The 19066-nt window shown below is 71.4% G+C and carries 17 protein-coding genes; 10 read left to right on the top strand and 7 right to left on the bottom strand.

The window, feature by feature from the left end:
* Both AOK11_RS11625 and AOK11_RS11620 read left to right on the top strand, forming a co-directional pair.
* The coding region (locus AOK11_RS11625; protein WP_055593587.1) for an acyl-CoA dehydrogenase family protein at positions 1-851 on the top strand (851 nt) is incomplete at its 5' end.
* Positions 844-1947 carry an acyl-CoA dehydrogenase family protein gene (locus tag AOK11_RS11620; protein ID WP_055593586.1) on the top strand — a complete coding sequence of 368 codons (1104 nt, stop codon included), beginning with the start codon at positions 844-846 and terminating at the stop codon, positions 1945-1947. The genes AOK11_RS11625 and AOK11_RS11620, both read left to right, overlap by 8 nt.
* 203 nt (positions 1948-2150) lie before the next feature.
* Here the strand turns inward: AOK11_RS11620 and AOK11_RS11615 are convergent, their stop codons facing one another.
* On the bottom strand, positions 2151-2786 hold the full coding sequence (locus AOK11_RS11615; protein WP_055593585.1) for a TetR/AcrR family transcriptional regulator: 636 nt from the start codon (positions 2784-2786) through the stop codon (positions 2151-2153).
* A gap of 140 nt (positions 2787-2926) precedes the next feature.
* Between AOK11_RS11615 and AOK11_RS11610 the strand changes: the two genes are divergently transcribed.
* Complete coding sequence (locus AOK11_RS11610; protein ID WP_055593598.1) at positions 2927-3829, top strand: crotonase/enoyl-CoA hydratase family protein; 903 nt, start codon at positions 2927-2929, stop codon at positions 3827-3829.
* 81 nt (positions 3830-3910) lie between these two features.
* On the opposite strand, the gene AOK11_RS11605 is transcribed toward AOK11_RS11610, so the two are convergent.
* Complete coding sequence (locus AOK11_RS11605) at positions 3911-5095, bottom strand: NAD(P)/FAD-dependent oxidoreductase (protein WP_055593597.1); 1185 nt, start codon at positions 5093-5095, stop codon at positions 3911-3913.
* 188 nt (positions 5096-5283) lie between these two features.
* On the opposite strand from AOK11_RS11605, the gene AOK11_RS11600 reads away from it, so the two are divergent.
* From AOK11_RS11600 to AOK11_RS11585, 4 genes are all read left to right on the top strand, one after another.
* Complete coding sequence (locus AOK11_RS11600) at positions 5284-6684, top strand: aldehyde dehydrogenase family protein (protein WP_055593584.1); 1401 nt, start codon at positions 5284-5286, stop codon at positions 6682-6684.
* 7 nt (positions 6685-6691) lie between these two features.
* Entirely contained in the window at positions 6692-7870 is a 1179-nt protein-coding gene (locus tag AOK11_RS11595; protein WP_079034781.1) for an ABC transporter substrate-binding protein, read from the top strand.
* A gap of 67 nt (positions 7871-7937) precedes the next feature.
* Positions 7938-9362: an FAD-dependent oxidoreductase gene (locus tag AOK11_RS11590; protein ID WP_055593582.1), complete on the top strand. Its 1425-nt coding sequence runs from the start codon at positions 7938-7940 to the stop codon at positions 9360-9362.
* Positions 9362-9862, top strand: a complete 501-nt coding sequence (locus tag AOK11_RS11585; protein ID WP_055593581.1) for a nuclear transport factor 2 family protein — start codon at positions 9362-9364, stop codon at positions 9860-9862. Before AOK11_RS11590 ends, AOK11_RS11585 begins: the two co-directional genes overlap by 1 nt.
* A 96-nt stretch (positions 9863-9958) precedes the next feature.
* Here the strand turns inward: AOK11_RS11585 and AOK11_RS11580 are convergent, their stop codons facing one another.
* The 3 genes from AOK11_RS11580 to AOK11_RS44730 form a co-directional block, all read right to left on the bottom strand.
* Positions 9959-11152, bottom strand: a complete 1194-nt coding sequence (locus AOK11_RS11580; protein WP_055593580.1) for a cytochrome P450 — start codon at positions 11150-11152, stop codon at positions 9959-9961.
* A 112-nt stretch (positions 11153-11264) separates the two neighbouring features.
* Positions 11265-12281, bottom strand: a complete 1017-nt coding sequence (locus tag AOK11_RS11575; RefSeq protein WP_079034780.1) for a TIGR03617 family F420-dependent LLM class oxidoreductase — start codon at positions 12279-12281, stop codon at positions 11265-11267.
* On the bottom strand, positions 12278-13471 hold the full coding sequence (locus AOK11_RS44730; protein ID WP_157869327.1) for a flavin reductase: 1194 nt from the start codon (positions 13469-13471) through the stop codon (positions 12278-12280). Before AOK11_RS44730 ends, AOK11_RS11575 begins: the two co-directional genes overlap by 4 nt.
* 197 nt (positions 13472-13668) lie before the next feature.
* On the opposite strand from AOK11_RS44730, the gene AOK11_RS11565 reads away from it, so the two are divergent.
* On the top strand, positions 13669-14712 hold the full coding sequence (locus AOK11_RS11565) for an NAD(P)H-dependent flavin oxidoreductase (protein WP_206188817.1): 1044 nt from the start codon (positions 13669-13671) through the stop codon (positions 14710-14712).
* A 95-nt stretch (positions 14713-14807) separates the two neighbouring features.
* On the opposite strand, the gene AOK11_RS11560 is transcribed toward AOK11_RS11565, so the two are convergent.
* A complete protein-coding gene (locus AOK11_RS11560) occupies positions 14808-16109 on the bottom strand; it encodes a cytochrome P450 (protein ID WP_063793461.1) in 1302 nt (433 codons plus the stop codon).
* Positions 16106-17365 (bottom strand): cytochrome P450, encoded by a 1260-nt coding sequence (locus tag AOK11_RS11555; protein ID WP_055593578.1) that lies wholly within the window; start codon positions 17363-17365, stop codon positions 16106-16108. Before AOK11_RS11555 ends, AOK11_RS11560 begins: the two co-directional genes overlap by 4 nt.
* A 94-nt stretch (positions 17366-17459) precedes the next feature.
* Here AOK11_RS11555 and AOK11_RS11550 point away from each other — a divergent pair, with 94 nt between their 5' ends.
* Together AOK11_RS11550 and AOK11_RS11545 are read left to right on the top strand one after the other, a co-directional pair.
* The gene (locus tag AOK11_RS11550; RefSeq protein WP_055593577.1) at positions 17460-18227 is read left to right on the top strand and encodes an SDR family oxidoreductase; all 768 of its coding nucleotides are present in this window, start codon (positions 17460-17462) and stop codon (positions 18225-18227) included.
* Entirely contained in the window at positions 18227-19030 is an 804-nt protein-coding gene (locus tag AOK11_RS11545) for an enoyl-CoA hydratase/isomerase family protein (protein ID WP_055593576.1), read from the top strand. Before AOK11_RS11550 ends, AOK11_RS11545 begins: the two co-directional genes overlap by 1 nt.
* Positions 19031-19066: the final 36 nt, after the last annotated feature.

Genomic DNA, 19066 nt, shown 5'->3' with positions numbered 1-19066 from the left:
GGCAGCAGCTGCTGCCCCGCCTGCTGTCCGGCGAGGACATCTGGTGCCAGGGATTCTCCGAGCCGGAGTCCGGATCCGACCTGGCCTCGCTGCGCACCCGCGCCCGGATCGAGGGTGACGAGTTCGTCATCAACGGTCAGAAGGTGTGGACCAGTTGGGCTCACAAGGCGCAATGGTGCGCGCTGCTGGCGCGCACGGACGCGGGCGCTCCGAAGCACCGGGGCATCAGCTACATCCTCGTCGACATGAGTACCCCCGGCGTCACCGCACGACCGCTGGTGCAGATGACCGGAGACGACGAGTTCTGCGAGGTCTTCCTCGAGGACGTCCGCGTGCCGGTGCGCAATCTGGTCGGACAGCTCGATGAGGGGTGGGCCATCGCCCAGGACACCCTGAGCCATGAGCGCGGTTCGTACACGCTCCGCCGACGCGTGGAGTACGAGGTGGCGGTCGAGGAGGCCGTGCGGAACCTCCGCGGCCACGTCGGCGCGACCGGGACCGAGCCCTCGGACCGGGTCCTGGAGCAGCTCGGCCGGTCCTACGCGGCGGTACGGGCACTGGAGGCGCTGACCCGCCGGACCATCGACCGGCAGCTCACCGGCGACATCCCCAGCCCTTACGACTCGGTGGACAAGCTCAGCCTCAACGAGGTGGAGCAACTGCTCTACACGTCCATCACCGACCTGCTCGGACCGTTCCGTCTGGCGGCCGACCGGGCACCGTTCGGTCTCGACGGCCCGCGGTGGGTCAAGGAGCACTACTACTCCCGGGCGGCGTCCATCTACGGAGGGACGTCCCAGATCCAGAAGAACATCATCGGCGAGAGACTGTTGGGACTGCCCCGTGGCTGACGACGAGATCCTGCAGGCGGTCAGGGCGTTCCTGGACCGTGACTACGCCGACGAGCGCAGGCTCGCCGCACTGCTGACCCAGGGCGAGGATCGGCACCTGCTCGAAGAAGCGGCGGCACAGGGCTGGTTCGGGCTGGTCGCGCCCGAGGCGGACGACGGCCTCGGACTGCACCCCGCCGCTCTCGTGCCGCTGTTCCGGCTGTTCGGGCGGCGTCTGGTGACCGGCCCCCTGCTGGAGCAGATGCTGCTGCCGGGACTGCTGCTCCGCACGGCCTGCGCCGACGACGCGCGAACCAGGCTGGCGGCCGCGCTGACCGGTGGACGACGGGTGGCTGTCCTGGACCCCGGTGTCACCCTCGACTGGCGCGCGGCCAACGGCTCTCCGGCCCTGGACTCCGGCCTGCTGGCCGGATCGGTGGACCTGGTGCGCTTCGGCGCGGTCTCGGACCTGTTCGTCGCGATCGTCGACGACGGACCGGACGGCACGGCGGCGGTCCTGGTCCTCGACCGCGACCGGCCCGGCATCACCGTCACCGGGCACCGGAGTACGGACCCCGGGGCGAGCTACGCCCGCGTGGCCCTCGACGGGGTCACGGCCGGGCCGGGCGACGTCATCGCGCGGAGCGAGGCGGCGGCGGGACTCGTGGCCGCACTGCGGAGCTGGCAGCGGGTCCTGGTCGCCGCTGAACTCGCCGGCATCGCTCGCCACGTACTCGACCTGAGCGTCGAATTCGCCAAACAGCGCGAGCAGTTCGGCCGTCCCATCGGCGGCTTCCAGGCGGTCAAGCACATCGCGGCTTCGGCCGCCCAGCGCGTGATCATGCTCGAGAGCCTCGTCGAGGCCGTGGCCGCCGACTCGGCGACGCTCTCCCCGGGGGCCTTCGAGCTCGCGGCCCTGTCACTCAAGGCCGCCGCCGCCGAGGTCGGCCGCTCGGCGTGCGAGGACGCCCTGCAGATCCACGGCGGCATCGGATTCACCCACGAACACGAACTGCACTGGTACTACAAGCGCGCGCTGTCCCTGCGCACCTGGTACGGGGACGAGCGGGAGGCCGCGACCGAGGTCGGACGGCGCCTGGTGTCCGCCCCGCTTTAGGGCCTGTCCGGCGGACCATGCCGCAGACGCGGGGGCTGGTGCGCCCTCTCCCAAGCTCTTCGAGCAGGGGGACCCCCATGCGCGGGGGCACCCCCATCGCCCCCGCTCACCTGTGCTGATGAGGTGCCGCCGACGTTCTGGGGCCTGATCCGCCGGACAGGCCCCAGCATGCGGGAGTCGCGCGGCCGGCCGCCCCACCACGCTCAATCCGCATGGGTGCGCGGCAGCAGGGACCGGACGGCCTGCCGGCTCAGCGCCGCCGCGATCTCGGCCGGCGACAGTGATCCTCCCGGGCGGTACCACTGGTGGATCCAGTTGATCATCCCCAGCACGCCGAACACCGCGAGCCGGGGATCCAGGTCCGCGGCGATCTCGCCGGACTCCTGGCCGCTCCTCACGAGCCCACGCAGGGACGCCTCGTAGGCGTCGCGGGTGGCGACGATGCGCTCCTGGTACTCGTCGGACAGGGCCGACCGTTCGTTGTAGAAGGCGGCCGTCACATGGAAGTGCTCCGCGGCGAACCTGGCGTGCTGGAGCAGCATGCGTTCCAGCGTCTGCAGGGGCGTGCCGCCTTCGGCCTTGGCGTTCTCGGTGAGCTCGACGAAGAACGTGTGCGCGTAGTCGGTGATGGCGAAGAGCAGGTCCTTCTTGGAGTCGATGTAGTAGTAGAGGCTGCCCTTCTGCAGGCCCACCGCGTTGGCCAGGTCCTGCAGGGACGTGGCCGCGTACCCCTTCTCGTAGAACAACCGGGCGGCCGTCTCGAAAATCTGATCGTTCTTCAACTCGGCCTTACGGGGCCGGATCTTGGGGCGAGGCCATTCCCTGCTCGTCTCGCTCATGTGACTCTTCCTCGTCCCTGGGAGTCTCTGGGGGTCTGGCGAACCCTTGCACGTTGCATGCGTTCACCATCATAATCCCGACGGTAGATTAATTTCTGACGCTCGGTAGAACACGCGGATCGAGGAATCATATGCGGGGCATGAGCGCGGGAGCGGACGTCGAGGGGTTCCGGACCCTGTCGACCGACCTGGACGACGGGGTTCTCACCGTCACCCTCGACCGCCCGGACCGGCTGAACGCCTTCACCGTCGAGATGGCGGACGAACTCGTGGCGCTGTTCACCGGGGTGAACACGCGGGACGAGGTCCGTGCCGTGGTGGTGACGGGAGCCGGCCGGGCCTTCTGCGCCGGCATGGAACTCGCGTCGGAGGGCAACGTGTTCGGGCTGGACGAGTCCCAGCGGCCGACCCTGTCCGACATGGACGACCTCGACGATCCGCGGATCCTGCGAGGCGTGCGCGACACCGGCGGCCGGGTGGTCCTGGCGATCTTCGACTGCCGCAAGCCCGTGATCGCGGCGATCAACGGCCCGGCCGTGGGCATCGGGGCGACGATGACCCTGGCCATGGACATCCGGCTGGCTTCGGAGAAGGCGCGCATCGGCTTCGTCTTCGGCAAACTCGGCATCGTCCCCGAAGCGGCGTCGACGTGGTTCCTGCCGCGGATCGTCGGCATGGCCCGCGCGCTGGAATGGGTGTACTCGGCCGAGGTCCTCTCGGCGGAGGAGGCCGGGGACGGCGGACTGGTGAGCCGTGTCGTCCCCGCCGCATCGCTGCTCGAGGAGGCACAGGACCTGGCACGCCGCATCTCGCGGAACCGGTCGCCGGTCGCCGTCGCGCTCACGCGGCAGATGATGTACCGCAACAGCGCCCTGCCGCACCCCAGGGAGGCACACCGGGTCGACTCCCTGGCGATGTTCTACACCAGCACGGCAGACGGCAAGGAAGGCGTCGAGGCGTTCCGCGAGAAGCGGGAACCCCGCTTCACCGGCAGCGCGCACACGGGGATGCCACCGTTCTACCCGTGGTGGGACGACGAGTGAGGAGCCCTGTACGGGTGGACGTGGGCGGACGCAGGAGTGGCCGCCCCCGCATGAGTGCGTGTCACCGACCCCCGTGACCGGTCACGGCCGGGACGGCGTGGTGGTGAACTCCTCCTGGAGTTCGCGGCGCAGCCGCAGGAAGCGGCGCGGGTTGTGGAAGGCGGCGACCGCGACGCGACGGCCCGCGGTGTCGGTGAAGGCGAACACGGTGCCGCGGTCGGTCCCGCCCTCCCCCGCTTCGAGCACCTTGACCGAGGACGCGAGGTCGGGGCGGCCCACCAGCTGGAAGTTCACGTCGTACTGCATGCTCCAGAAGTAGGGCGGCGCCGGCGGGCGGGCCGACTCCCGGCCGAGGACCGCCGCCGCCACCACGGCCGCCTGGTCGACCGCCGTCGTCCAGTGCTCGTGGCGTGCGGAGTCGCCGTACGCCGGCTGCTCCCACCGCGCGACGTCGCCGAGCGCCCACACCCGGTCGCCGGCCCGGCCGCGGGCGTCGCACGGCACGCCCGCGGCGTCATCGAGGCCGAGGCCGGTCAGCCATTTGTTGTTGGGTTCGGCGCCGATACCGACGACGACGTGGGCGGCGGCGAGTTCGGTGCCGTCGGCGAGCCGGACGGCCACCGTGCCGGCCGCCTCCTGGACCGAAGTGATGGGGACGCCGGTCAGCACCCGTACGCCCCGGGCCCGGTGCAGCCGGGTGAAGCAGGCGCCGATCTCGGGGCCGAGAACGGGTTCGAGAGGCGTGCCCGCGGCCTCGACGACGGTGACGTCCAGGCCGGCCCCGCACGCGGCGGCCGCCACCTCGAGCCCGATGAAACCGCCGCCCACGACGACCAGCGGGCCGCCGTCCGCCAGCGCGGTGCGCAGCCGGACGCTGTCGGCGAGCGTGCGCAGCCGGTGGACCCGCCCGTCGGGAGCGGCTCCCGGCCAGGTCCGGGCGGCGGCGCCGGTGGCCACGACGAGTTGGTCGTAGTCGAGCCGCTCGCCGTCGGCCAGGGTGACGGCTTCGGTGTCCACCGCGACGGCCCGTGCTCCGAGCACGGTCTCGATGCCGGCCTCGGAGAGCTTCGCGGGAGTGGTCAGCGCGGTGCGCGCGATCTCCCACTCGCCGGTCAGCACCTGCTTGGACAACGGCGGGCGGTCGTAGGGGAGGTGGTGCTCGTCGCCCACCAGCCGCAGCCGACCCGTGTACCCGCCTGCGCGCAGCGCTTCGGCGACCCGCAGCCCGGCGAGTGAGGCGCCGACGACGACGATTCCGTCGCTCATGGTCATCGATCTCCTTGGACGGCACGGTCGGGAAAGAACGGAACCAGGTGTGAAGTCATTGCCTAAGAAACCAAGCACTGTCAGAATACTGTGTCAATGATCACGGTCGGCGCAACTCCTGGCACGTGAGCTGCCTGCCGCATGCCCGACGTGGCTCATCCCTCGTGGCCCGGACGTGGAGGACACCCATGCTGAGCATGACGATCGACGGCAAACCCGTCGACACGCGCGACACCTTCGACGTCGTGAATCCGGCGACCGGTGCCGTCGAAGCGCAGGCACCCGAGTGCACGCCGGAGCAGCTCGACCAGGCGATGACGTCGGCCGCCCGCGCCCAGAAGAGCTGGAAGCGGGACGACGAAGCGCGCCGGCGGACCCTGCGTGACCTGGCCGACGCCGTCGACGCCCACCAGGAGGAACTGACCGCGCTCCTGGTCCAGGAGACCGGCAAGCCGCGGGCCGTCGCCGCGGCCGAAGTCGCCTCCTCCGCACCCTGGATCCGCTACTACGCCGACCTGGACTGGCCGAAGCGGGTCATCCAGGACGACGCCACCGCCAGGATCGAGGTGGCCCACCGGCCGATGGGCGTGGTCGCCGCGATCACGCCGTGGAACGGCCCGGTCGGCATGTGGACCTGGAAGATCGCCCCGGCCCTGCGCGGCGGCAACACCGTCGTGCTCAAGCCCTCGCCGTTCACTCCGCTCTCGACCCTGCTGCTGGGCCGGATCGGCGCCGAAGTGCTGCCGCCCGGTGTCATCAACATCGTCACCGGCGGCGACGAGCTCGGCAAGGCCATGACCTCGCACCCGACGCCACGCAAGATCAGTTTCACCGGCTCGATCCCCGCCGGACGGTCCGTGGCCGTCAACGCCGCCCACGACCTCAAGCGGGTCACCCTCGAACTCGGGGGCAACGACGCGGCGATCGTTCTCGACGACGCGGACCTGGAGAAGACCGCCGGCACCCTGTTCGCGTTCTCGATGTTCAACTGCGGCCAGATCTGCTGCATCCCCAAACGCATCTTCGTTCCGGCGAACCGCTACGAGGAGTTCGTCGACGCGTTCGGCGCGGCCGCGCGGGCGACGGCCGTCGGCGATCCGACCGACCCCGCCACCGCGTTGGGCCCGCTGACCACCCGACCGCAGTTCGACCGGGTCTCGGAGCTGGTGTCCGACGCCGTCGCACGCGGCGCCCGGGTCGTGTCCGGCGGGAAGCCCATCGAGGGTGGCGGCTACTTCTTCGAGCCGACGGTCTTCGCCGACGTGGCGGAAGGCGTGCGGATCGTCGACGAGGAGCAGTTCGGCCCGGTGATCCCGCTGCTGAAGTACGACACCGTCGACGAAGCGGTGACACGTGCCAACGCCACCGACTACGGCCTGTCCGGCTCGGTCTGGTCCGCTGACGAGGAGAAGGCCCGGGCCGTCGCCGAACAGCTCGAGTGCGGCACCGCCTGGATCAACTGCCACGCCATGCTGCCCTCCCACGCGCCCTTCTCCGGCGCCAAGCACAGCGGCCTCGGCGTGGCCAACGGCGAGGACGGGCTGCGGTCCTTCACCGAGCAGCAGGTCGTCCACACGGCGAAGGGCTGAACACGCCATGCGCAGGAGAACGCTCGTCGGACTCGCGGTGCTCCCGCTGCTGCTCACCGCGTGCGGCGAAGGCGGCACCGGGGGATCGGCCGACGGTCCCATCAAGATCATGACGATCGCGTCGTTCGAGAGTCCGGTCTACTCCGTCCCGTGGCTCAAGACGGCCGTGACCGCCGCGGTGGAACGGGTCAACGACGAAGGCGGCGTCGACGACCGCAAGATCAAGTTGCTGACCTGCAACGACAAGTTCGACCCCAACGAGGCCACGGCCTGCGCCCAGCGCGCCGTCTCCGAGAAGGTCGTCGCGGTCGTCGGCCCGCTCTCGCCCAACATCGGGCCCATCGCGGCGGTGATGGAGCAGGCCGGAATCCCGGTCATCGGCCCCGGCGGCGCCGACGGCCAGAACGAGGCGACCAGCCCGGTGTCCTACCCCATCAACGCGACCCCGGTCGGCATGGGGGTCGGCGCCGGAAAGCTCGCGGTCGAGCGCGGCGGCCCGAACGTCGTCGTGATCGGAGGGGACAACGAGACCGCCCGCGCCGGCACCGAATGGGCCAGGCGGGGCGTCGAGGAGGCCGGCGGCAAGGCGACCATGATCTACGCCCCGATCGGCTCGGCCGACTACTCGACGGTGGCGGCCAAGGCGATCGGCCACGACCCCGACGGGGTGTCCCTGCAGGGTTCAGGCGCCGACGCCGGCCGGATCGCGACCGCGTTGCGGTCCGCCGGGTACGAGGGCCTGATCACCGGCATCTCCTCGATGGTCACGCCGGGCGTGCTGAAGATTCTCGGACCGGACGCCGGGAACATCGTGCTCACCTCCCGCGGCCACGCCGCCTCCGACACATCCAACCCGGAGATCGCGGCATTCAACAAGGCGATGAAGGCCGCCGATCCGGAGGTCAACATCGACGACATCGGCCTGAACGGCTGGCTGGCGGTCAAGCTGTTCGCGGCGGTCGCCGAGGGGCACGAGATCACTGACGGAGCCTCCGTCATCAAGGCCATCGACGCCATCGAGGAGCCGGTCAGCCTCGGTGAGGCCTACCCGGACTACCGGGGCGTCCAGGATCCCCCTCCGCTGCCGGAGTACCCGCGGGTCGCCTCGTTCGAGGTCGGCACCAGCGCCGTGAAGGGCGGCCGGATCGTGCCGGACGGCAACTTCTTCGACCCGTTCGCCAAGTAGCCGCGGGCCGGCGGGGGCCGACGACGGGGCGGCTCTCGCCGGCATCCCTGTGCAGAAAGGTTCATTCATGGCAGCAACCCGCAGGATCGTCGTGGTCGGGGCCGGGGGTGCCGGACTCGCCGCCGCCCTCGAGGCCGGCCGGGCCGGAGCCGACGTGATCCTCCTCGAAACGGCCGAGCAGGTCGGTGGCGCGACCGCCCGGGCCGGCGGCGTCGTCTACGCCGCCGACACCCCGGTCCAGAAGGCCCGCGGCGTCGAGGACTCCGTGGACGAGCTCATCAACTACTACATGACGGTGAGCCGGCACGAACTGGAACCGCGGCTCCTGCGCGCCTCGGCGGAGGGCACCCGCGAGGTGATCGACTGGCTGGAGGAACTGGGCGTCACCTGGGAGCCCGACCGCCTGTACATCGCCGGTCTCGAACACAAGCCGCGCGGCCACCTGCCCACCGGCGACACCCGCGGGCTCGGCCCGGCGGGCGGCGCGATGATCGTCGCCGCGCTGCTCACCGCGGTCGAGGGGAGGGACAACGTCGAGATCCGTACCGGCACCCGGTGCACCGGGCTGCTCACCGGGGACGACGGTGCCGTCGCCGGTGTACGCACCGAGGCCGGCGAGGAGATCCCCGCGGACGCCGTCATCCTCACCACCGGCGGCTTCGGCGCCGCCCCCGACCTGCTGAGCGAGCACTGGCCCGACGCCGTCGAGCACGGCGACTGGCACTGGTACCTCGGCCCCGACACCAACGTCGGCGACGGCATCCGCATGGGCCTGGCCGCCGGCGGCGAACTGCGCGGATACGGAGGCACCCTGCTGGAGACGCCGAACTTCGGCCGCCTCAACGACGCCTTCACCCCGTCCTGGGTGATCTACGTCAACAAGAACGGTCACCGCTTCGTCGACGAGACCGACACCTACTGCGTGATGCCGCACGTCATCGCCAAGCAGCCCGGGGGCACGTGCTGGGCCGTCTTCGACGAGGCCGCGCTGCGGCAGGTCGCCGACAGCGGCCACGTCGACCCCTACGGCCTCGGCGTCGACCTGGAGTCGAACTGGACCGCCGCCATGCTGCGCAAGCAGATCGAGGCCGGCGTCGTGAAGTCCGGTGCCACGCCGGCGGAGCTGGCCGAGCGCACGGGCATCGCCGCCGCCGGTCTGGAGGCGACCGCCGAGCACTGGAACGCCGACGTAGCCAGGGGCCACGACACGGTCTTCGAGAAGAAGGGGACGCTGGCACCGGTCTCGACCGCGCCGTTCTACGCGGTGGAACTGCGGCCGGCCATCATCGGCATCACCTTCGCCGGTCTGCGCATCGACGACGAGGCCCGGGTCCTGGACACCGCGGGCCGCCCGATACCAGGCCTGTTCGCCGGCGGCGAGGTGGCCGGCGGTCTCGACGCCGACGTGTACGCCGGCGGCGGCACCTCCATCGGCAACGCCCTCGTCTTCGGCCGCACCGCCGCCCGGAGCGCCACCGCCGGGGCCGCGTAGTGGCGCCGCATACGGCCGCCCCCGGCGACCGCAGCCCCCGCGAGGTCGCCGACCGCCTGGCGATCTACGAGCTCTACGCCCGTTACGCCCAGGCGGCCGACCTCGCGGACGGCGCCGCCTACGCCGACTGCTTCACCGAGGACGGCTGGACCGACATCTCCTCCTTCGGCCACACCGCCGAGTCCTTCCGGAGGAGGGGCCTGGACGTCCTCGACGAGACCGGCAAGGTGCGCGGCCGGGCCCGCCTGCGGACCATCGCCACCAAGGCTCCCGGCGCGCCGCACTACCACCACCTCACCGTCAACGCCGTCGTCACTTCCTACGAGGGCGACCGGGCCACCGGCTCGGCGTACTTCGTCGTGCTCGCGCCCGACGGCCGCGTCCACCAGTTCGGGCGCTACGAGGACGTCATCGTCCGCGACACCGACGGACAGTGGCGGTTCGCCGAGCGCAGGGACCTCGCCGCGTTCAACTCCGGCACCACCCTGCCCCGGGGCTGAACCCGCCCCCCGGAAACAGGTACAGGTACCACGGCCACCGGCCCACACCCCGCACGGGGTGTGGGCCGGTGGCCGTGTGCTGGAGGCGACGGCCCGTCAGGTCGCTGGGGCGGCGTCGTGGCGGACGGGGAGCGCGGTGAAGCCGTAGGTCGTGAAGTAGGTCCGGGCGGTGACCTCACCGTCGAGGGCCAGGTCGGGCAGCCGGTCGAGGATGTACTCGAGCACGATGGTGATCTCCAGCTTCGCCAGTGCTTCACCGATGCAGCGGTGGCGGCCGAAGCCGAAGGTCAGGTGACCGTGCACGCCCGGCCGGTCGGGGTCGAAGCGGTCCGGCTCCTCGAACTTCTCCGGGTCGTAGTTGCCGGCGCCGAAGGCCAGCATCACCTTCTCGCCGGGACAGATGCCCACGCCGCGCACCTCGGCGTCCTTGCGGGCGGTGCGCCCCATGTTCCAGACCGGCGGGTTGATGCGCAGCGACTCGTCGACGACCTTGCCCAGCCGGGAGCGGTCGGCCTGCAGTGAGGCAATGAGGCCCGGTTCGGCGAGCACCCGGTGCACGGTGTTGGTGATGCCGTCGACGGTGGTGCCGTGGCCGGCCACGATGAAGACGATGCACAGGCCGAGCAGTTCGTCGTCGGTCAGCGGTGCGCCCTCGATCTCGCCCTGCATGATCCTGCCGAGCACGTCCTCGGCGGGCTTCCCGCGGCGCTTGTCGATCTCCTCCCGCACGACGGCCTCGACGGCGGCCGCGGCGCTGCGCGCGCGCTCCGGGTCACCGGTGGAGGCCATCCACTCGTCGACGATGTCGGAGATGTGGTTCCCGTCCTGGTCGAAGCCCAGGATCGCGGAGATCGTGGACGTCGGCACCTTGCGGGCGACGTCGAAGACGAGGTCGCCGCGCCCGCTCGCGGCCAGGCCCGCGAAGGCGTCCTCGACGATCCGCTCGATCACCGGCCGGTAGCTCTCGACGGTCTTCGGGGTGAAGTACGGTACGAGGAACCGGCGCCACGGGGTGTGCAACGGCGGATCGACCTCGGCGAGCGGCAGCATCACCGACTTCCCGGTCGACGGGATGGTGTGGCCCTGCTCGACGGTGTAGGTCTCCCAGTCGTTGGCCGCCGCGGTGATGTCGGCGTACTTCGTCAGCATCCAGAACCCGCCGACCGCGTCGCTCCACGCGACGGGGCACTTCCCCTGCACGTCCTTCAGCGTCTCGAACAGGTGCGGAGCGAGGGACGGATCGGTGTTGTCCAGGTGGTACGCGTGCTCGGACTTACGGCTCTCGGTCATGGCGGATCCTTGTCGTGCGCGCTTTAACCAAACGCTGTTAGCATAAAGTGGCGGCTGTCTTCCGACAAGAAGCAAAAGGGCGGAAGACACCCGGTGCGGCGTCAGCCGCAGGTCAGGTGAGCTCCCGCAGGCGGGCCGCGACCCGGGCGCGGGCGGCCTCGTCGAGGTCGTACGGTGTGACGAGGGTGAACCGGTCGAACACGTCGCCGTAGCGCGCGGCGAGGATGCCCGCCGCTTCCTCCGGGGTGCCGACGGCCGCGAACTCGTGCAGCACCTCGTCGTCGACCGCGGCGGTCATCGTCTTCCAGTCACCCGCGCGGGACAGCGCGTGCAGCCGTTCACCGAGCCCGCCCCATCCGTGCGCCTCCAGCACCGGCCGGTAGGACGGGGTCGAGGCGTAGAACGCGATCTGGCTCCGGGTGGCCTCCGCCGCGGCGGAGATCTGCTCCGGTGTCGTGCCGGTCGCCACGAACGGCCCGCCGACCCGCTGGAAGTCCGGACGCGGGGACTTGTCGCGGCCCCGCCGGAGCGCCGCGAGGGTGTGCTCGCGCAGATAGCGCTCGGTGAGAAAGCTGTGGAACAGGACGCCGTCCCCGACCTCCCCGGCCACCTCGGTCATCAGGTCCCCGACGGCCGCGACGACGACCGGCGGTGTGCCGTGGCCGTGCGGGGCCGGTGTGAACATCGGCGTCATCAGCGTGTGCGTGTAGAACCGGCCCTCGAAGGCGAGGCGTTCAGCGGTCTCCCAGGCGGACCAGATGGCGCGCAGGGCGAGGACGTACTCGCGCATCCGGGCGGCCGGCTGGGACCAGGGCATCGAGAAGCGCCGGGTGATGTGGGCGCGCACCTGGGTGCCGAGCCCCAGCATGAAGCGGCCCTGCGAGAGGCGTTGCAGGTCGTGCGCCATCGAGGCGACGTTCATCGGGTTCCGGGCGAAGGCCACCGCGATGCCGGTGCCCAGGCCGATCCGCTCGGTCGCGGTGCTCGCGACGGCCAGCTGGAGGAACGGATCGCGGTCGAGCTCGCTGGCCCAGACGGCGTCGTAGCCGGCCTCCTCGGCCGTGCGCGCCGCCGCGGCCGGATCGGCGCCTCCCCTGATGGGCAGCGCGGTGTCGACGGGCGCGCTCATGCTCCTGCCTCCCTGCTGATCGCCGCGGCCAGGGCGTCCGCCCCGCCGATCTTGCTGCTCACTTCGTCGGCCGCCTCGACCAGCCGGGCCGCGACCTGTCCGACCTCGGCGCCGTCGAGATGGCGGCCGAAGCCCCGGACGGCGAGGCCGAGCTCGACCTTCCGGGGGCCGAAGACGGGCGCCACGAGCATCCGGACGTCGTACGACGTGTGCGGGTCGAGCTCGGGGTCGAACTGCTCCCCGCGCAGTCCGCGCATCACGTCGTCGAGTTCGTCGACCGAGGGATGGCGCAGTTGCTGGCCGACCGCGCGCTCGAGCCGGTCGTAGTGGTCGTCGCCGATCGCCACGGACCAGCGCCGCCGCCGGGTGCGGCGCAGCGCGGCCTCACCCACCGCGGCCCGGGCCGGGCCCGCGGGGAGCCAGGCGCCGGTGCCGGCCGGGTCCCAGGCGACGAAGACCGAGCCGACCGGGAACACGAACGGGGTGCGGTAGCCGACCCGCGAGGAGACGTAGTCGGCGTTGGGGGAGTCGGCGATGGCGAGGCACACCGACTGCTGATCGACCGTCCCGACGGCGAGGCATTCGAGGTCGAGTTCCCCGGCGAGTCGCTCCATGTGCGGCCGGGCGCGCCCGGCCAGCTCGATGAGCTCGACCAGATCGCGCTCGGGCGCGGCCATCAGCGACGGGGTGGTGAACCCCCCGTACCCGCCGCGGAAGAACACCAGGGGCGGACCCGGCCGGAGCTCGGAGAGCTGGTTGACCTCGCCGACGACGATGTAGTGGTCGCCCGCCTCGTACCGCTGCGCGAGCGTGCAGTCGATCCAGGCGAGGGCCCCGTCGATCACGGGTGCGCCGGAGGGCGCCGGAAACCATGTGATGCCGCTGAACTTGTCGGCGCCCCTGGTCGCCATCGCGCGGCACACGTCTTCCTGGTCGGCGCCGAGGATGCTGACGCAGAACCGCCCGGTGGCCTCGATCCTGGGGTAGGTGCTCGACGTGCGCGCCGGCATGAAGCCCACCAGGGGCGGATCGAGCGAGACCGAACTGAAGGACCCCACCGCCATGCCGTGGGGCCGGCCCTCCGCGTCGAGCGCCGTGATGACCGCGACGCCGGTGGGAAATTGTCCGAGGACGTCGCGGAAGTAGCGCGAGTCCTGTACCGGGATGGTCGCCTGACCGTTGCTGCTCACATCGCACCTCACTGGGACGGCAGTGAGCATTAAACTAACAGCATTTGGTTCTGGGGCCAAGAGTGAGGGGGGTGCGGGGTCGGGGCGGCGTCGGCCCGCAGGGCGGGATGAGGGGTCTTGGCGTAATAACCAAATGCCGTTAGGCTGAGTTGATCCGGCCGGACCGGGCCGTTTGCGCACTCAGCGAAGGGATCGACGTGGGAGCGGTATGGCAGGCCCTGTGCGGCCGACTCGGAACGAAGTACCCGATCATGCAGGACGGCATGGGTCCGTCACCCACCACCGCGCTGGCGACCGCCGTGTCCGCGGCAGGCGGCCTCGGCTCGGTCTCCACACCGGGCCTGCTCACCCCCGAGGCCGAGCTGCGCAAGAAACTGCGCGACCGGATGGAACAGGTGGCGGTCGACGCGCGGGGCTCCTTCGCCGTGAACATCCCGGTCGGAACCATCGCCTCCGGCGAGATGCTCCCGGCTTCCGAGGCGTGCATCGACGAGGCGATCCGGATCAAGCTCGCCGGCGGTCCGGTCGGCGAGCACTTCGCCGCCGTCACCACCTCGGCGGGCTTCCCCGGCGGCTTCACCGAGCGCATCAAGGAAGCCGGCCTGTTGCACATCCACAAGGTCGGCTCGGTGCGCCACGCCGTCAAGGCCGCCGAGGCCGGCGTGGACGTCGTCATCGCCTCGGGCTTCGAGATGGGCGGCCACACCCACCTCCGGCCGGTCTCCACCATGGTGCTGGCCCCGCAGGTGATCGCCGAGGTCGACATCCCGGTCATCGTCTCCGGCGGCATCCACGACGGTCACGGACTCGCCGCGATGCTCGCCATGGGCGCCGCCGGCGTCGCCATGGGCACCCGGTTCATCGCGACCGAGGAGCACGAGTGGCACCGGAACTACAAGCAGTACATCGTCGACTCACGCGAGTGGGACGACATGACCTATCAGGGCTACTACGCGCCCAGCCGCGGTCTCAGGAACAAGGCCCTGCTGGAGGACCTGCCGGCCCTCAAGGCCACGGGCATCTCCGTCGACGAGCTCAACCAGTGGAAGGAGGACCGGGGTTACCTGGCCCAGATGGAGGGCGACACGGAGACCGGCATCGTCGTCGCCGGCCAGGTCTCGGCCGCCATCCAGGACATCGTGCCGGTCAAGGTGCTCCTCGAACGGATGATGGACCAGGCCGTCGGCCTCCTCGAGGCCACCTCGGCATCGCTCGCGGCCCTCAAGGCCACCCGCGCCTGAGCGAGTTCGCCCCGGGGCCTGCCCGCCAGGTCCCGGGGCGACGGCCCGGCCCCGCACAGGTCCCGGGCCGTTCGTCGTTCCGCCGCCTCGGCCGGTCAGCCGTGCCGGGCTGCGGACGGCAGGTCCGGCGCACCCGTCGCCGCAGGCGGCAGGGGAGCGGCATCCTCCGGGACGACCCTCGCGCCAGGGGTGAACCGGATCGGCATGACGGTCCAGCCGTTGACGAGGGGGATGGTCGGCCGGTGGACGAGGGCCTCGCGGTCGACGGCGAAGTCCGGCATCCGGCGGAGCAGGGCGCGGACGACCTCGACCAGTTCGGCCCGGGCGAGGTACGCGCCGACGCAGCGGTGCACACCGAGCCCGAAGGCCACGTGCTGGTGCGCGTTCGCACGGTCGGGATCGACGGTCTCCGGGTCGGGGAACACCGTCTCGTCGCGGTTGGCCGAGCCGATGCCGAGGAAGAGCCGGTCGCCCGGCCGCAGCGCGACGCCCCCGAGCGTGGTCGGAGCGACGACGGTGCGGGCCGCGCCGGTGCCCGGACTGTAGAGCCGCAGGAGTTCGTCCGTGGCACCCGGGACGGCGTCGGGGTCCTCGATCAGCCGGCGGCGCAGCTCCGGATGGGCGTCGAGATGCCCGATGACGTTGGACAGCTGCGCCGTCGTGGTGTCGACGCCCCCGGTGAGCAGCATGAACACCAGCTCGGCGATCAGGTCGTCGTCGATCGGCCGCCCGTCGACCTCTGCCTCCAGCAGGGCCGTGCAGACGCCCGGCGGACCCGCTCCGCGCTCCCGCCACTCGGTGACCAGCTCCCGCATCTCCCGCATCACGCCGATGATCGCTCGCGCCGAGCCCTTCTTGTGGCCGACGCCCTGGTGCAGGGCGTGCGCGTAGTGCTGCCAGCGGTCGAGGGGCAGGCCCAGCAGATCGACGATGACCAGCGGCGGCAGCACGGCGCCGAGGTCGCCGACGACGTCCATCCGGCCCGACTCGATGGTGCGGTCGAGGATCCGGTCGACGATCGTGGTGAGCCGGGGGGTGTACTCGCGGACCGTGCGGGCGGAGAAGAACGGCGCGATCAGCCGGCGGTAGGCGAGGGAATCCGGCGGGTCCATCTCCATCATCCCCAGCCGCGACGCCGTGACCGGCACGGTCGCCCCGCCCACGATCCTGCCGTCGAACTCCAGCTCGCGCCCGGACGCGAACGTCTCCGGTTCCCGCAGTACGCGGCGGATGTCCTCGTAACGGGTGACGGCGTAGAACCCGCCGTGCCGCGGGGAGTGCGCGACCGGGCAGCCCGCGCGCATGTCCGAGTAGACCTCCGGCCAGTGCCCGGCGAAGGCGGGGGAGTGGTGGTCGAACGGCTCGGGGGTGCCGGCCGGGGGCAAGGAGTCGTTCATCGTTCCGTTCCTCCGGCCGGGCGTACCCGCTCGCCGGTCAGTCGGGGCAGTTCGCCCGTGTCGGTGCCCTCGCGCGCTCCGGGGCGGTAGGCCATCGCCATGGAGTAGAAGCCGTTGGTCAGCGGAATCCGCTCGTAGGCCTCGACGGCGGTGATCCCGTACTCGGGGATGCGGCGCAGCAGTTCGCCGAGGAACACCTCGGCGTTGGCGGAGGCCAGCAGCGCTCCGGGGCAGCGGTGGACGCCGCCGCCGAAGGCGAGGTGCGGGTTGGGCGAGCGGGTGATGTCGGAGGTCGCGGCGTCCGGGAAGACGTCCTCGTCGTAGTTGCCCGACGCGTAGGAGAGGAGCACCCGGTCGCCGGGGCGGAACGTGTGACCGCCGACCTCGACCGTCCGGGTGACGGTACGGGCCAGGCCGGGGGACGGGGCGTGGTACCGCATCATCTCGTCGACCGCGGTCGGCAGCAGTGACGGGTCGGCCGCGATCCGCGCCCGGTCCTCCGGCCGGTCGTGCAGGTGCTTGAGTATGTGGGCGATGGTCGCGATCGTGGTGCCCTCGCCGCCGAGCAGCATCATGTTGACGAGTTCGGTGGCCCACTCGACGCTGAGCGGTTCGCCGTCGACCACGGCGTTGTTGAGACCGCTGATCAGCCCGGGCCGGGGCTCGACGCGCTGGCGCTCGACCTCCTTGCGGACGTCCTCGCGCATCCAGACGGCACCCTCGGCGCGGTCCTCGGTCTGCCGGACCATCCGTTCGGCGACGTCGGCGTAGGCCGACCAGCGCTCCAGCGGGATGCCCAGGACGTCGAGAATGACGATGGCCTGGAACGGCCCGGCGAGGTCGGTGACTATGTCGCACTCGCCCTTCTCGATGATCCGGTCGATGGCCCAGGTCGCCGTGTGCCGGATGCGCTCGCGGCCCCGGGCGATGGCCTGGCGGGTGAACCACGGAGTGAGCAGCCTGCGGTACTTCGTGTGCTCGGGCGGGTCCATTTCGAGGATGCCGACCCGTACGGGCTGGTGCGGAATGGCGACGCCGAGGCTCTTGTCGGTGCCGTCCGCGTGCCAGGACCGCTCGGAGGAGAAGGCCTGGTGGTTGCGGAGTGCCTCGGTGATGTCGGCGTGCCGGGTCAGTACGTAGTAGCCGCCGTGGCGGTCGGAGGAGATGACCGGGCAGCTGCGGCGGGCCTCCGCGTAGATGTCCCGCCAGCGTACGGCGTGGTCCTCGGTGGTGTGGTCGAACTGTTCGGGCGTCATGTGTGCACCCCTATTAATCAACCGGCATTAGATTTAGGATGCTGGCATGCCACACACAGGGTGTCAACGAGAAGCGACGGCGCAGGACGGGCCCATGGCGGGCCGGGTCGCCGTGGTCACCGGGGGCTCGCGGGGGATCGGCCTCGGTATCGCGCGCCGCTTCCACGAACGGGGCGCACGGGTCGTGCTGTGCGCCCGCAACGCCGACGACGCGACGGCCGCGGCACAAGCCCTGGACCCCTCGGGCGGGACCGCGCTCGGCGCGGGCGTGCACGTCTCCGACGAGGACGCCGCCCGGGCCCTGCTGGCGGACGTGCGCGAGCGCTGGGGCGCACTCGACGTGCTGGTCAACAACGCAGCGGCCAATCCGCACTTCGGGCCGACCCACACGGTCGACCACGGTCGCTGGCAGAAGATCATGGAGGTCAACCTCTGGGCCCCTCTGCGCTGGACCCAGCTGGCGCTGGAGGAGGGCCTGGGGCAGACCCGGCCCGGCTCCGTCCTGATGGTCTCCTCCAACGTCGCAGCCACCCCGGGCAGTCCGTCCGGCGTCTACGGCATGAGCAAGGCGGCGCTCAACTACCTGACGGCCCAGCTCGCGGTCGAACTCGGCCCGCGGGTACGGGTGAACGGCATCGCGCCCGGGGTCGTGAACACCCGGTTCGCCGGGCCGCTCATCGCCGGGGGCGAGAAGGTATACGGACGCTGGCCGCTGCCCCGCTTCGGTGAGCCCGAGGATGTCGCGGACGCCGCGGAGTTCCTCGCCGGCGAGGCCGCGTCGTGGGTCACCGGACAGGTGCTGACCGTCGACGGCGGTGCACTGCTCGGCGGCGACGAGTTCTCCGCGCTGGAAGGTGCCTGATGCCCTCGGTGAGTACCGTCGACCACGGCGGCGGCGTCCTCGAGGTCCGGCTCGACGAGCCCGAGCGGTTCAACACCCTGGAAGCGGTGATCGTCCAGGAACTGCACGACGCGCTCGGCGCCCTGGCGCCCCGCACCGACGTCCGCGTCGTGGTGCTGACCGGGGCGGGCAAGCATTTCTGTGCCGGTGCCCACCTCCAGGGGCACGGCACCGCGCCCGGCGGCGACGGGTCGCGGGCGGTCCCGGACTGGATGTCGGTGCAGGAGCACATCGCGACGCTGGTGACCCGGCTGCGCTCGCTGCGGATGCCGGTCGTGGCGGCGGTGCAGGGCGCCGCGTCGGGCGGCGGGTTCGCCCTGGCGCTCGCCTCCGACGTCCGGGTCTGCGCCGACGACGCCCGGTTCAACGCGGCGTTCGTCAAGGTGGGCCTCTCGGCCTGCGACATCGGGGTGAGCTGGTTGCTGCCCCGGCTGATCGGGGCCTCGCGCGCCTTCGAGCTGCTGCTCACCGGCCGCTTCGTGGAGGCGGAGGAGGCGGAGCGGATCGGTCTGGTCTCCCGGCTGGTGCCCCGGGCGGAGCTGATGGACACCGCCCTGGAGACGGCCCGCGCGATCGCCGCGCACGCGCCGTACGGGGTCCGGATGACCAAGCAGGTGATGTGGTCGCAGCTGGAGATCTCCAGCCAGGCCGCCGGCCTCGACCTGGAGAACCGCACCCAGGTGTCCGCGGCGCTCACCGCCGACCACCGGGAAGCGGTCGCGGCCTTCCTCGGCAAACGCGCCCCGGTGTTCCACAACAGGTAGGCGTGTTCCACCACAGACAGGCGCGGGGCCCTCGGT

Origin of the sequence: Streptomyces hirsutus, from assembly GCF_001418415.1 — a bacterium.
In the GTDB taxonomy this organism is placed as follows: Bacteria; Actinomycetota; Actinomycetes; order Streptomycetales; family Streptomycetaceae; genus Streptomyces; species Streptomyces hirsutus.
The sequence above is the reverse complement of the archived record's forward strand: the minus strand, read 5'-3'. Positions and strand labels throughout refer to the sequence as shown.